Source organism: Acidovorax sp. Root70 (assembly GCF_001428225.1).
Taxonomy (GTDB): Bacteria; Pseudomonadota; Gammaproteobacteria; order Burkholderiales; family Burkholderiaceae_C; genus Acidovorax.
Map to the genome: position 1 here is coordinate 1 of NZ_LMHQ01000023.1, position 12,784 is coordinate 12,784.

The 12,784-nt window shown below is 64.0% G+C and carries 12 protein-coding genes and 1 pseudogene; 2 read left to right on the forward strand and 11 right to left on the reverse strand.

Translation table 11 applies throughout. From position 1 onward, the window contains the following. Nucleotides 1–43 precede the first annotated feature (43 nt). From tuf to ASD94_RS11670, 10 genes and pseudogenes are all read right to left on the reverse strand, one after another. Nucleotides 44–1,234, reverse strand: coding sequence for an elongation factor Tu (tuf, locus tag ASD94_RS11630; RefSeq protein ID WP_056642984.1), 1,191 nt, complete (start codon nucleotides 1,232–1,234; stop codon nucleotides 44–46). An 18-nt stretch (nucleotides 1,235–1,252) separates the two neighbouring features. After that, a pseudogene (locus tag ASD94_RS23270) lies at nucleotides 1,253–1,401 on the reverse strand (GTP-binding protein); the annotation flags it as partial. Between the two features lie 142 nt (nucleotides 1,402–1,543). After that, nucleotides 1,544–3,646, reverse strand: a complete 2,103-nt coding sequence (gene fusA, locus ASD94_RS11635) for an elongation factor G (RefSeq protein ID WP_056642986.1) — start codon at nucleotides 3,644–3,646, stop codon at nucleotides 1,544–1,546. Between the two features lie 148 nt (nucleotides 3,647–3,794). Further along, the gene (rpsG, locus tag ASD94_RS11640; RefSeq protein ID WP_005798541.1) at nucleotides 3,795–4,268 is read right to left on the reverse strand and encodes a 30S ribosomal protein S7; all 474 of its coding nucleotides are present in this window, start codon (nucleotides 4,266–4,268) and stop codon (nucleotides 3,795–3,797) included. A 174-nt stretch (nucleotides 4,269–4,442) separates the two neighbouring features. Next, nucleotides 4,443–4,820 carry a 30S ribosomal protein S12 gene (rpsL, locus tag ASD94_RS11645; RefSeq protein WP_015012185.1) on the reverse strand — a complete coding sequence of 126 codons (378 nt, stop codon included), beginning with the start codon at nucleotides 4,818–4,820 and terminating at the stop codon, nucleotides 4,443–4,445. A gap of 265 nt (nucleotides 4,821–5,085) precedes the next feature. Further along, on the reverse strand, nucleotides 5,086–6,255 hold the full coding sequence (locus tag ASD94_RS11650; RefSeq protein WP_056642989.1) for a D-alanyl-D-alanine carboxypeptidase family protein: 1,170 nt from the start codon (nucleotides 6,253–6,255) through the stop codon (nucleotides 5,086–5,088). Nucleotides 6,256–6,352: 97 nt separating this feature from the next. After that, nucleotides 6,353–7,003, reverse strand: coding sequence for an alpha/beta hydrolase (locus ASD94_RS11655; protein ID WP_056642991.1), 651 nt, complete (start codon nucleotides 7,001–7,003; stop codon nucleotides 6,353–6,355). 87 nt (nucleotides 7,004–7,090) lie between these two features. Continuing rightward, nucleotides 7,091–7,450 carry a ferredoxin gene (locus tag ASD94_RS11660; RefSeq protein WP_056642994.1) on the reverse strand — a complete coding sequence of 120 codons (360 nt, stop codon included), beginning with the start codon at nucleotides 7,448–7,450 and terminating at the stop codon, nucleotides 7,091–7,093. A 98-nt stretch (nucleotides 7,451–7,548) separates the two neighbouring features. Continuing rightward, nucleotides 7,549–8,652, reverse strand: coding sequence for a VanZ family protein (locus tag ASD94_RS11665; RefSeq protein WP_056642996.1), 1,104 nt, complete (start codon nucleotides 8,650–8,652; stop codon nucleotides 7,549–7,551). Between the two features lie 18 nt (nucleotides 8,653–8,670). Then, nucleotides 8,671–9,099 (reverse strand): CopD family protein, encoded by a 429-nt coding sequence (locus ASD94_RS11670; RefSeq protein WP_015012180.1) that lies wholly within the window; start codon nucleotides 9,097–9,099, stop codon nucleotides 8,671–8,673. 321 nt (nucleotides 9,100–9,420) lie between these two features. Between ASD94_RS11670 and hemB the strand changes: the two genes are divergently transcribed. Both hemB and ASD94_RS11680 read left to right on the forward strand, forming a co-directional pair. Continuing rightward, a complete protein-coding gene (gene hemB / locus ASD94_RS11675; protein ID WP_056643000.1) occupies nucleotides 9,421–10,428 on the forward strand; it encodes a porphobilinogen synthase in 1,008 nt (335 codons plus the stop codon). A gap of 58 nt (nucleotides 10,429–10,486) precedes the next feature. Next, nucleotides 10,487–11,734 carry a magnesium transporter CorA family protein gene (locus tag ASD94_RS11680; RefSeq protein ID WP_056643002.1) on the forward strand — a complete coding sequence of 416 codons (1,248 nt, stop codon included), beginning with the start codon at nucleotides 10,487–10,489 and terminating at the stop codon, nucleotides 11,732–11,734. Between the two features lie 169 nt (nucleotides 11,735–11,903). On the opposite strand, the gene ASD94_RS11685 is transcribed toward ASD94_RS11680, so the two are convergent. Beyond that, entirely contained in the window at nucleotides 11,904–12,764 is an 861-nt protein-coding gene (locus ASD94_RS11685; protein ID WP_056643004.1) for an amidohydrolase family protein, read from the reverse strand. Nucleotides 12,765–12,784: the final 20 nt, after the last annotated feature.

Below are 12,784 nucleotides of genomic sequence, written 5' to 3' on the forward strand. Positions count from 1 at the left end.
GCCCGCGTTCAATGTATCGCAGAATCCTTGTTCTGCTTGTGAATTAAGCAATGATCTTGGCCACGACGCCAGCGCCCACGGTACGGCCGCCTTCGCGGATAGCGAAGCGCAGACCTTCTTCCATGGCGATGGGGTTGATCAGCTTCACAGTGATCGACACGTTGTCACCAGGCATGACCATTTCCTTGTCGGCTGGCAGCTCGATGGCGCCAGTCACGTCGGTCGTGCGGAAGTAGAACTGGGGACGGTAGTTGTTGAAGAAAGGAGTGTGGCGGCCGCCTTCGTCCTTGCTCAGCACATACACCTCAGCCGTGAAGTGGGTGTGGGGCTTGATCGAGCCGGGCTTGCACAGCACTTGGCCGCGTTCCACGTCTTCACGCTTGGTGCCGCGCAGCAGCAGGCCGACGTTGTCGCCAGCTTGGCCTTGATCCAGCAGCTTGCGGAACATTTCCACGCCGGTGCAGATGGTCTTTTGCGTGTCGCGGATACCCACGATTTCGATTTCTTCGCCGACCTTGATGATGCCGCGTTCCACGCGACCGGTCACCACGGTACCACGGCCGGAGATGGAGAACACGTCTTCCACGGGCATCAGGAAGGCACCGTCCACAGCGCGCTCTGGCGTGGGGATGTAGGTGTCCAGGGCTTCGGCCAGCTTCATGATGGCTTCTTCACCCAGCTTGCCCTTGTCGCCTTCCAGGGCGAGCTTGGCAGAACCACGGATGATGGGGGTGTCGTCGCCTGGGAAGTCGTACTTGTCCAGGAGTTCGCGCACTTCCATTTCGACGAGTTCCAGCAGTTCTTCGTCGTCCACCATGTCGCACTTGTTCAGGAACACGATGATGTAAGGCACGCCCACTTGACGGGCCAGCAGGATGTGTTCGCGGGTCTGGGGCATGGGGCCGTCAGCGGCCGAGCACACCAGGATAGCGCCGTCCATCTGGGCAGCGCCGGTGATCATGTTCTTCACATAGTCGGCGTGGCCGGGGCAGTCCACGTGGGCGTAGTGGCGGTTGGCCGTTTCGTATTCCACGTGAGCGGTGTTGATCGTGATACCGCGGGCCTTTTCTTCGGGCGCAGCGTCGATCTGGTCGTAGGCCTTGGCTTCGCCGCCGAACTTGGCGGACAGCACCGTGGCAATCGCTGCCGTCAGCGTCGTCTTGCCATGGTCCACGTGGCCGATCGTGCCCACGTTGACGTGGGGCTTGGTCCGCTCGAACTTTCCTTTTGCCATTTTTCCGACTCCGAAAANATGAACAGCGTCTGCTTGGCTTCGCCGCCGAACTTGGCGGACAGCACCGTGGCAATCGCTGCCGTCAGCGTCGTCTTGCCATGGTCCACGTGGCCGATCGTGCCCACGTTGACGTGGGGCTTGGTGCGTTCAAACTTACCTTTTGCCATTTCAATTCTCCAAAGAGCAATCCCTGTGTAGTGGTTTTACGTCTGCATCTGGTTGCTGATTCACTCCGCACAGGGGACAGAGTGGCACCGGATCGCAGACAAAACAAAGCCCGGACCAGAAAGGCCCGGGCGAAGTGCTTACTTATTTGGCGCGTGCTGCCATGATGGCTTCAGACACGTTGCGAGGTGCTTCGCTGTAGTGCTTGAATTCCATCGAGTACGTAGCGCGGCCTTGCGTTGCGGAACGCAGGGTCGTGGAGTAGCCGAACATTTCCGACAGCGGCACTTCAGCGCGGATGGCCTTGCCACCGCCTGGGATGTCATCCATGCCCTGCACCATGCCGCGACGGCTGGACAGGTCGCCCATCACGTTACCGGCGTAGTCTTCAGGCGTTTCCACTTCCACGGCCATCATGGGTTCCAGAATGACCGGACCGGCCTTCTTGCAGCCTTCCTTGAAGCCGAAGATGGCAGCCATCTTGAACGCCAGTTCGTTCGAGTCCACATCGTGGTACGAACCGAAGTGCAGCGTGACTTTGACGTCGACCACGGGGTAGCCGGCCAGCACGCCTTGCGTGACGGCTTCGTTGATACCCTTTTCCACGGCCGGGATGAATTCGCGAGGAACCACACCGCCCTTGATCGCGTCGACGAACTCGATGCCCTTGCCGGCTTCGTTGGGTTCGATCTTGAGCACGACGTGACCGTACTGGCCCTTACCACCGGACTGGCGCACGAACTTGCCTTCGGCTTCTTCCACCGTCTTGCGGATGGTTTCGCGGTAAGCCACTTGGGGCTTGCCCACATTGGCTTCCACGCCGAATTCGCGCTTCATGCGGTCCACGATGATTTCGAGGTGGAGCTCGCCCATGCCGGAGATGATGGTCTGGCCGGATTCTTCGTCGGTCTTCACGCGGAAGGATGGATCTTCGGCAGCCAGACGCTGCAGTGCGATACCCATCTTTTCCTGGTCAGCCTTGGTCTTGGGTTCCACAGCTTGCGAAATCACAGGCTCAGGGAAAATCATGCGCTCGAGAATGATCTGCGAGTTCACGTCGCACAGGGTTTCGCCCGTGGTCACTTCCTTCAGGCCCACGCAGGCAGCGATGTCGCCGGCGCGAATTTCTTCGACTTCCTGGCGCTCGTTGGCATGCATCTGCACGATACGGCCGATACGCTCTTTCTTGCCCTTGATGGGGTTGTAGACGGTATCGCCCTTGGTCAGCACGCCGGAGTACACGCGCACGAAGGTCAACTGGCCCACGAACGGGTCGGTCATCAGCTTGAATGCGAGCGCAGAGAACTTCTCGCCGTCATCCGCCTTGCGGGTGACTGGATTCTCGTCGTCGTCGGTACCGGTCACGTCAGGAATATCCGTCGGCGCAGGCAGGTAGTCGATCACAGCATCCAGCATGCGCTGCACGCCCTTGTTCTTGAACGCGGTACCGCACAGCATCGGATGGATTTCTGTAGCGATCGTGCGCGTACGCAGGCCGAGCTTGATTTCGGTTTCGGAAAGGTCGCCCTCTTCCAGGTACTTGTTCATCAGCTCTTCAGAGGCTTCGGCCGCAGCCTCCACCATCTTCTCGCGCCATTCCTTGGCAGATTCCACCAAGTTGGCCGGGATGTCTTCGTAGCTGAACTTCATGCCCTGGGAAGCTTCGTCCCAGATGATGGCCTTCATCTTCAGCAGGTCCACCACGCCAGTGAACGTGTCTTCTGCGCCGATCGGAATCACGACGGGCACAGGGTTGGCCTTCAGGCGCAGCTTCATCTGGTCGTAGACCTTGAAGAAGTTGGCACCAGTGCGGTCCATCTTGTTCACAAAGGCCAGACGAGGCACCTTGTACTTGTTGGCCTGGCGCCAGACGGTTTCCGACTGAGGCTGCACGCCACCCACGGCGCAGTACACCATGCAGGCGCCGTCGAGCACGCGCATAGAACGCTCCACTTCAATCGTGAAGTCCACGTGGCCGGGGGTGTCGATGATGTTGAAGCGGTGCTCGGGATAGGTATTGTCCATACCCTTCCAGAAACAGGTCGTGGCAGCCGAGGTGATCGTGATGCCGCGCTCTTGCTCTTGCTCCATCCAGTCCATGGTGGCAGCACCATCGTGCACTTCACCAATCTTGTGGCTCACGCCCGTGTAGAACAGGATACGTTCGGTGGTCGTGGTCTTGCCAGCGTCAATGTGGGCCGAGATACCGATATTGCGGTAGCGCTCGATGGGGGTATTGCGAGCCATGGTGGATCCTTGATGGGTCGTATTGGAGAGGGTGTCGGGCAGCCATACTGGCAAGAAAGCCCGTCAATTTTGTGACTGCCTGAAATCGACACAAGGCTGCAGGCAAAACGCCAGCAGCCTTGGGCCTATATCAGGGCAAATCCGCGTTTTAGAAGCGGAAGTGGCTGAATGCCTTGTTAGCTTCGGCCATGCGGTGCACTTCGTCACGCTTCTTCATGGCGCCGCCACGGCCTTCGGTGGCTTCCAGCAGTTCGTTGGCCAGGCGTTGGGCCATCGACTTTTCACCACGCTTGCGGGCGGCTTCCTTGATCCAACGCATGGACAGGGCCAGACGACGGACAGGACGCACTTCCACGGGCACCTGGTAGTTGGCACCGCCGACGCGGCGGGACTTCACTTCCACCATGGGCTTCACGTTGTTGATGGCAACGGTGAAGGCTTCCAGAGGGTCCTTATCGGGGTGCTTCTTCTCGATCAGTTCCAGGGCACCGTAAATGATGCGTTCTGCAACAGCCTTTTTGCCGCCTTCCATGATCACGTTCATGAATTTGGACAGCTCTACATTGCCGAACTTGGGATCCGGCAGGATTTCACGTTTGGGGACTTCGCGACGACGTGGCATTTTTTACCTCTATCTTTGCTTCAGTTGGCATCTTTTCAGACACCGCGAGAGCCAATCTCTGGACTCCCACTTACTCGACCCGCGCAGAACACCTGCGTTTGGGGTCACTACGCTGCAACTCCGCGCCACGCGGAAAAACAGCACCGAAAATTTTTCAGACCAGAAGGCCAGGGCTTACTTGGCCTTTGGCTTCTTCGCACCGTACTTGGAGCGGGCTTGCTTGCGGTCTTTCACGCCTTGCAAGTCCAGCGAACCACGCACGATGTGGTAACGCACACCAGGCAAGTCCTTGACACGACCGCCGCGAACCAGCACCACGCTGTGTTCTTGCAGGTTGTGGCCTTCACCGCCGATGTAGGAGATCACCTCAAAACCGTTGGTCAGGCGCACCTTGGCGACCTTACGCAGAGCGGAGTTAGGCTTCTTAGGCGTCGTGGTGTACACACGGGTGCACACGCCACGGCGCTGTGGAGAGTTTTCCATCGCAGGGCTCTTGGACTTGGTCTTTTCGACCTCGCGCCCCTGACGGACCAGTTGATTAATGGTTGGCATGAAATACGTCCCTAAACGTGAATTTGCTTCGTGAAAGCGAAAACGTGAATCCCTTCGGAAATTCCGAAAAGCCTTCTAATGTAGCAGGATGCCCCCCGAAAGGCAAGCCTGCTGCGGCTTGTGGCGACCAAGGGCACTTGCTGCGGCCGCGATGACTAGCAGGCGCTGGCCGCCAAAAGGAGGCCAAAACCAGACCCGGCACCTGCCAGACCTGCGCAGCCAGCTATGGTTTCAGAAGTAGCCCCTTCACTTCTGCAACCCAGCGTTACTTGATCCAGAGGCGGATGGCGTCCCAAGCGCGGCCCAGGATGCCGGCCTGCTCCACCGCCTCCAGCGCCACCAGGGGCACTTCGCCGATGGACTGGTCGCCCAGCATGACCTTGAGGGTGCCGATGGCCTGGCCCTTGGTGTAGGGCGCGACCAGCGGATCGGGGCGGGCGATCTGGGTGGTGATCTTTCCGGCGCTGCCTGCGGGCACGGCGACCACGATGGCTTCTTCGCGGCCAATCTTCAGCACGCTGTCCTTGCCCTTCCAGACGGCAGGGGTCGCCACGGGCTTGCCCGCGTCAAACAGCTTGACCGCCTCGAACGCGGTGTAGCCCCAGTTCAGCAGCTTCTGACTTTCGTTCGCGCGCGCGTTTTCGCTCGCGGCACCCAGCACGATGGACAGCAGGCGGCGCTGGCCCACACCGGGGAATTCACGCTTGGACGTGGCCACCAGGCAGTAGCCTGCAGCGGCGGTGTGGCCGGTCTTGAGGCCGTCCACCGTGGGGTCACGGAACAACAGCGAATTGCGGTTGCTGCCATTCGATGCCGGGGTGCCAGGGTAGCTGTACTGCTTAGTGGAGTAATAGTGCATGTACTCCGGGAAGTCCTTCATCAGCCGCATGGCCAGCACGGAGAGGTCGCGGGCCGTGGTGGTGTGGCCGGGCTCGGTCAGGCCTTCGGGGTTCTTGTAGCTCGTGCCCTTCATGCCCAGCGCCTGCGCCTGGTCGTTCATGAGCTTGACGAAGTTCTCGGCCGTGCCACCCACGCCTTCGGCCAGGGCCATGGTGGCGTCGTTGCCAGACTGCACGATCATGCCCTTGATGAGGTCTTCGACCGGCACCTGCATCTTGGGGTCGATGAACATGCGCGAGCCGGGCATCTTCCAGGCGCGCACGCTCACGGGCAGCTTCTGGTCCAGCGCGATCTTCTTGGAGCGCAGCGCGTCAAACACCAGATAGCCCGTCATGAGCTTGGTGAGCGAGGCCTGCTCCACTGGCGCGTCGATGTCCTTGGCGGCCAGCACCTGGTTGGCGGTGACGTCCACCAGCAGATAGGTGCGCGCGGCGATTTCAGGCGGCTGGGGTGCCTGGGCAAAGGCGCCAAAGGCAGCCGGGGCCACCGCAGCAAAGACGGCCAGGGATCGCAACGCAGACAGGATTCGTTTCATGGGGCAGGAGGGGGCTGAAAAGGCTCGAAAAAGGGGTGGGGGAAAAGGCGGAAGAGGGAGGACAGCGGACGGCCGCAGCCAGTCCGGGCGGCGCCCCTCAGGCGCCCGATTGCAGGTGGCGGACCACCAGATTCTTCAGAAGCGGCAATTGTCCGTGAAAGAAATGCCCCCCCGCGGGGACGACTGTGACAGGCAGTATCTGGGGCCGGGCCCAGTCCATCACGGCCGACAGCGGCACGGTGTCGTCCTGCTCGCCGTGCACGACCAGCGTGCGCAGGTGGGCGTCGGGCGGCACCGGGGCCACCGTGAAGCGGCTGGCGGCCGTGCCGACCAGCACGGCCTTTTCCACGCGCTGCGTGGGCCAGAGGGCCTCCAGGGCGTGGCTGGTGACAAACGCACCGAAAGAGAACCCCGCCAGCGCCAGGGGTTGCCCCTCGGCGGCGGGCGCCACCTGCTCCACCACCGCCAGCAGGTCTTGCAACTCGCCCCGGCCTTCGTCGTACACGCCAGCCGTGGCGCCCACGCCGCGAAAGTTGAAGCGCACCGCCGTCCAGCCACACTGCACAAACGCACGCGCCAGGGTCTGCACCACCTTGTTGTCCATGGTGCCGCCAAACAGCGGGTGGGGGTGGGCAATGATGGCGACGCCACGGGGCGCCGCACCATCGGCCAGGGTGGCGCTGTCGCGCACGGCCTCGATGGCACCTGCGGGGCCGGACAGGGTCAGGCGTTCGGTCTGGGCATTCACGGATTTGCTACTCAATCAATAGCAACAGGGGCATGATTCACTAGCGCCTGCTGCCAAAATCGTTCCAAGACAGGGATGGAGCCGCGCTCAGCGGCCAAGTTCCGCTGGCGTGACCAGGCGTTCCACCACCTGGCCGTTCTTGAGGTGCGATTCGACGATTTCGTCGATGTCCGCCGCGTCCACATAGGTGTACCAGGTGCCTTCGGGGTAGACCACGGCCACAGGGCCGCCCGCGCAGCGGTCCAGGCAACCGGCCTTGTTCACACGGACCTTGCCGGCACCCGCCAGCCCGGCGGCCTTGACCTGGGCCTTGCAGCGGTCAAAACCCGCCTGTGCGTTGTGGTGAGCGCAACTGTCTTCACCGCTGGTGCGCTCGTTGAGGCAGAAGAAGATGTGGCGCTGGTAGTAACCGGGCGCTGCGGCCGGTGCGGAAGGGGTGTCGCTCATCCCTGCATTTTAAGGACCCCCGCCTGCCAGAGAGGGCGGAGCGCAGCCCCAAACCCCTGCGCGGACACACAGAACGCAAGGGGCCATCGCCCTGCGACTCAGGCGGCACTCTCTCTGCGCGACACCCGAAACACCACATACAGCAGCGCCAGGTAGGGCCACAGCCAGCCCAGCCATTGGCCCAGGCCGTAAAAGCGGATGAAGCGGCCCTGCTCCCAGATCTGCAGGGTCTGGGCAAAGTAGGCGCTGGTGGGCGCCTGGTTCAGCAGTGCCAGGTGCCAGGTCAGCGCCAGCAGCAGCACGGCAGCGCAGGCCCGGCGCGGCAGGGCCATCATCAGCAGGGCCAGCGCCAGCGCCGCCCACACGCCCACGCGCACGGGCAGGTCCATCCACTCCCAGGCGTGCACGGGGCCCCAGCTCAGCGCGGCGGACAGAGCGGTCAGGACAACCCCCACCCCGACCACCGCCAGCGCAAACAGCGCGCGCCGCCCCATCTGGCGGATCACACAGTACCCCAGCAGACAGGGGATGAGCAGCCCCAGGGTGACGCAGAGCAGTTCGCCACTGGGCGACAAGGGATCGAGCTCAGCCTCGCGCAGGGGCAGCCAGTCCAGAAACGGGGTGTCGGCCAGCAGATCAATGAGCGCGGCTTCGAGCCGCTCCAGCACCTGGCCCAGGCCAAACGGCACGGCGGCCGGAAACAGCAGCGCCAGCGGCCACAGCGCCAGCAGCACCATGGCCCCCGAAGCGTCGGACACAAACCAGCGCGCGCGAAAGTTGCTCCAGCGGTCCAGCGCCCCCAGCCGCTCCAGCAGTGCGGCACTGAGCGCACCGGCCAGCGTGCCCAGCGCGTTGAGCGCCAGATCCAGGTTGGAGGGCACGCGCCGGGGCAGGTAGATCTGCAAAAACTCCATGCACAGCGACAGCAGCGTGCCCACCAGCGTGGCCAGCGCCACCGCCCACAGCACATGCCGCCAGCCCGAGCGCAACAGGCCCAGCACCAGCAAGAAGCCCAGGGGCGCGTAACCCACGATGTTGGTCACCACGTCAAACCCCGTCCAGTAAGGCGGGGGGATCCGTGCAAACAAAAAGACCAGGGGGTCGATGCCCTGTTCGCGCCACCCGTCAAACGGGAACAGGCTGGCAAAAACGATCAGCGCCGTGTACGTCAGCGCGAGCGGCCAGGCAGAGGTTTTGTGCATGCGCCCTCTGCGTCTCCGTCAAAAGGGTTTGACCACCACCAGCACCACGGCCACCAGCAGCAGCAGCACGGGTGCTTCGTTGAACCAGCGGAACCACACATGGCTGCGGCGGCTGGTGCCATCGGCCAGCTTGCGCAGCAGCACGCTGCACGCATGGTGGTAGCCGATGACCAGCACCACCACGGCCAGCTTGGCATGCATCCAGCCATTGCCCGGGCCCCGGCCAATGCCGTAGCCCAGCCACAGCCACAGCCCCAGCGCAATGGCGGGCACGGCCAGCAGGGTGGTAAAGCGCATCAGCTTGCGCGCCATGAGCAGCAGGCGGTCGCGCTCGGCGGCCGAGCCGGGCGCCACCATCGCCAGATTGACGAAGATGCGCGGCAGGTAGAACAGGCCCGCAAACCAGCTGGCCACGAAAACGATGTGAAAGGCTTTGACCCAGAGCATGGGGGCAGTTTACGGGCCTACGCCACTCCGGCGGGCCAACCCCAAAAAAAAGCCCGGCAGATCCGCCGGGCCGGGAAAGCCTGTGCCGCATCGCTGCAGCCCAGGTCCCGCTCAGGGAGGAAAAGCGGGGGGCGGCAAGCCGCCCGGCCCCAATCTAGCACTGGGCCTGGGCGGTTACAAGCGGCTTTTCCACAGCGCGCCGGAGCGCCAACCACCGCCGCCTGCCAGTGCCACCGGGGGTTCAGCTTGACCGGTTCAGCGGGCTGCGCCGCCCTCGCGGGTCAATGCACGGCGCCACAGGGAGGGCTTCATAATCTGGTGATGCATCTCCAAAGCCCCGCCCCCTTCCCCCAGAACCGCCCCCGTCGCCTGCGCCGCGATGCCTTCACCCGCCGCCTGGTGCGCGAGAACGTGGTCACCGCCGACGACCTGATCTACCCCGTGTTCGTGCACGAGGGCACGAACCGCAGCGAGGCCGTGACCTCGATGCCCGGCGTGGACCGCCTGAGCCTGGACCTGCTGCTGCCCGTGGCCGAGGACTGCGTGAAGCTGGGCATCCCGGTGCTGGCGCTATTCCCGGCAATTGACCCGTCGCTCAAGACGCCAGACGGCAAGGAAGCCCTGAACCCCAACGGCCTGATCCCACGCGTGGTGCGCGCACTGAAGAAGGAATTCCCCGATCTTGGCGTGATGACCGACGTGGCGCTGGACCCCTACACCAGCCACGGCCAGGACGGCGTGCTGGACGAGACCGGCTACATCATCAATGACGAGACGGTGGAGATCCTCACCGGCCAGGCGCTCACGCATGCCGAGGCGGGCGTGGACATCGTCGCGCCCAGCGACATGATGGACGGGCGCATCGGCGCCATCCGCGAGGCGCTGGAGGTGCAGGGCCACATCCACACCCGCATCATGGCCTACAGCGCCAAGTACGCGAGCGCCTTCTACGGCCCCTTCCGCGACGCGGTGGGCACGCGGGGCGCTTTAGGCAAGGCCGACAAGAACGTGTACCAGATGGACCCGGGCAACAGCGACGAAGCCCTGCGCGAGGTGGCGATCGATATCGCCGAAGGCGCCGACATGGTGATGGTCAAACCCGGCATGCCTTACCTGGACATCGTGCGCCGCGTGAAGGACGAGTTCAAGGTACCCACTTTTGCTTACCAGGTGAGCGGCGAGTACGCCATGATCAAGGCCGCCGCCGCCAACGGCTGGCTGGACCACGATGCCGTGATGATGGAAAGCCTGCTGGCCTTCAAACGCGCCGGCGCCGACGGCGTGCTGACCTACTTTGCGCGCGACGTGGCACGCAAGCTACAAAAATAATAGCTGTCAGCGCATATTCCACTAGCGCTACCGGCGCTTTTGACTGAAAACGGTGTCCATGCGCATCTTTCACATCCACAGCAGCGGCGTGCAGGAGCTGACGGCCCTGCCCGCCCAGATGCCGGCGCAGGGCTTTCTCTGGGTGGCCTGCGCCCGCCCGGCCTTCCAGGCGCGGCTGGCCGAGATCCAGGGCCGCCTGCAGGCGCTGATCGGGCTGCAGCTGGTGGACCTGCATGTGTCCGACCTGCTCAACGCGCAGTTGCCCTCGCACTACGACTACACCTCGCAGTACGACCTGCTGGTGTTCCGCCGCCTGGCCACGGTGCACAGCGACGCTGCAGCGCCTGGACAGCCTGCGCCTGCAGCCCCCGCTGCACCGGCCGCGGCGGCCGAGCCCGACAACCCCAACGCCCCCGCCAAACGCAGCGGCCCGCCCGTGCTGCGGCGCATCGACACCAGCCCCGTGGGGTTTGCGGTGTTCGACCAACTGCTGCTGACCGTGCACCCCACCGACTGCGCAGTGCGCGATGCCTACGCCACACGGTTGCTGGCGGCCACCCCGGCCAATGGCAATGGCAATGGCAATAGCAATGGCACCAACGCCACCGCCAGCCATGCTGCCCACGGCAACGCCCACGCGGGCCCCGGCATGGGCGAAGGCCGCAGCAGCCCCATCTCGGGCTCGCGCCTGCCCACCAGCCCGGCCGACCTGATGCTGCGCGTGGTCAACCAGATGGTGGACGGCTACCTGGACCTGCGCCGCGAGCTCACCCGCCAGCTGGACCACTGGCAGACCGAGCTGCTCAAGCCCCGCGCGCGGTACGTGAACTGGACCTCGCTGCTCGAAGCGCGCCTGTCGCTGCACATGCTCGACGAGATCTGCGAAGACCAGCGCACCGCCGTGCAGGACTGGATCGACGCGCTGGAAACCTGGGCCTTGCCCGACACCCCCTCGGGCCTGCGGGAGCTGGACCTGCTCAAGGTGCGCAGCCGCGACGTGCTGGAGCACATCGAGCGCGTGGTGCACCACGTGAGGCGCCTGGAGCAGAGCACCGAAACCGCCGTGCAGATGCACTTCTCGGTGCAGAGCAACCGCACCAACGACATCATGCGCACCCTCACGGCACTCACGGCCGTGTTTTTGCCGCTGAACCTGATCGCGGGCATTTTCGGGATGAACTTCGAGTTCATCCCGCTGGTGCACAAGGCCGATGGCTTCTGGTGGGCCATGGGGTCGATGGTGTTCATCGCGGTGGCGCTGGTGCTGCTGTTCTGGCGCAAGCGGTATCTGGCCAGGACGAGGTGACAACCCCCTGAGCGGCTGCGCCGCTTCCCCCTTCTCTCGAACTGCTGCGCAGTTCGGGAAGGGGGACGATGCCCTCGCTGCGGGGCGGCCCTTGCTCGGCATCCCTGGTCTGGGTCAGCGCCCGTATCGCTGGGCGTCGACCATATCAACGAACGCGCGCTCCAGTACCTTATGGTCGGGCCACCCCAAACAGCCCCGCCGCGTTATCCCATGCCACTTTTTGCGCCACATCGGTGGGCAGGCCGCCCAACCACTGGCGGTAGCCCTGCATGAGGCTTTCGTAGTGTTGCCAGCGCTGGTTGACCCAGGTGTCCGATCCGATCACGAAGCGCGTGGGGTACTTGAGCAGCAGCGCGCGCCAGGCGGGGCACAGCTGGTTGTCGTCGCACACCAGGCCGGGGCGGTACGAGAGTTCGCCCACCAGGCCCGGGTAGCGGGCCATCAGGGCGTCCACCCGCTCCACCGGCGCGCCGCCGATGCCGGTGTGAGCCCAGATCAGCCGGGCCTTTTGGCCCTTGGACGGGGTGTTGGCCATCAGCAGGTCGATGGCGGTGTCGTCCACATGGGCCAGCACCACCAGGTCCCGCTGCTCGGCCAAGGCCATGAGCTTTTTGGCCACGGGGCCGTTGGCGTTGGCGCTGTCGTACAGGTGGAATTCGCCCAGGCCCCGGTACGGGCCGGCGGGCGTGCCCCGGGCCAGCTCGGTCTGCACCATGTCGTAGATGGTGTCGTCGGCAAACCAGCCGGTGTAGTCGGCGCGGTTGCGGTACAGCCGCACAAACGGCACCACCGTCACGCCGGCCTCGCGGGTCTGTGGCAGGCCGGCCAGGGTGAGCGACCCGGCATTGGGCCGCGAGTTGGCCACGATGGCGCGCACGCCGCTGGCCTTCATGCGCGCCAGCACATCGGCGGGTGGGTGCGGGCCTGCTTTGCCGTCCCAGGCTTCCTCGTTGTAGTGCAGGTGGGCGTCGAACAGGGGGCCGGTGTAGTCGGCCGCGTGGGCGCTAGCGCACAACGCTATCAAACCCATAGCTGCCAGCGCATGACGAA

Coding starts and splice junctions, on each gene's coding strand:
- hemB (WP_056643000.1), top strand. CDS start 9,421: ATGCATCTCCAAAGCCCCGCCCCCTTCCCCCAGAACCGCCCCCGTCGC.
- ASD94_RS11650 (WP_056642989.1), bottom strand. CDS start 6,255: ATGAAACGAATCCTGTCTGCGTTGCGATCCCTGGCCGTCTTTGCTGCG.
- tuf (WP_056642984.1), bottom strand. CDS start 1,234: ATGGCAAAAGGAAAGTTCGAGCGGACCAAGCCCCACGTCAACGTGGGC.
- rpsL (WP_015012185.1), bottom strand. CDS start 4,820: ATGCCAACCATTAATCAACTGGTCCGTCAGGGGCGCGAGGTCGAAAAG.
- ASD94_RS11670 (WP_015012180.1), bottom strand. CDS start 9,099: ATGCTCTGGGTCAAAGCCTTTCACATCGTTTTCGTGGCCAGCTGGTTT.
- ASD94_RS11685 (WP_056643004.1), bottom strand. CDS start 12,764: ATGGGTTTGATAGCGTTGTGCGCTAGCGCCCACGCGGCCGACTACACC.
- ASD94_RS11665 (WP_056642996.1), bottom strand. CDS start 8,652: ATGCACAAAACCTCTGCCTGGCCGCTCGCGCTGACGTACACGGCGCTG.
- ASD94_RS11680 (WP_056643002.1), top strand. CDS start 10,487: ATGCGCATCTTTCACATCCACAGCAGCGGCGTGCAGGAGCTGACGGCC.
- rpsG (WP_005798541.1), bottom strand. CDS start 4,268: ATGCCACGTCGTCGCGAAGTCCCCAAACGTGAAATCCTGCCGGATCCC.
- ASD94_RS11660 (WP_056642994.1), bottom strand. CDS start 7,450: ATGAGCGACACCCCTTCCGCACCGGCCGCAGCGCCCGGTTACTACCAG.
- fusA (WP_056642986.1), bottom strand. CDS start 3,646: ATGGCTCGCAATACCCCCATCGAGCGCTACCGCAATATCGGTATCTCG.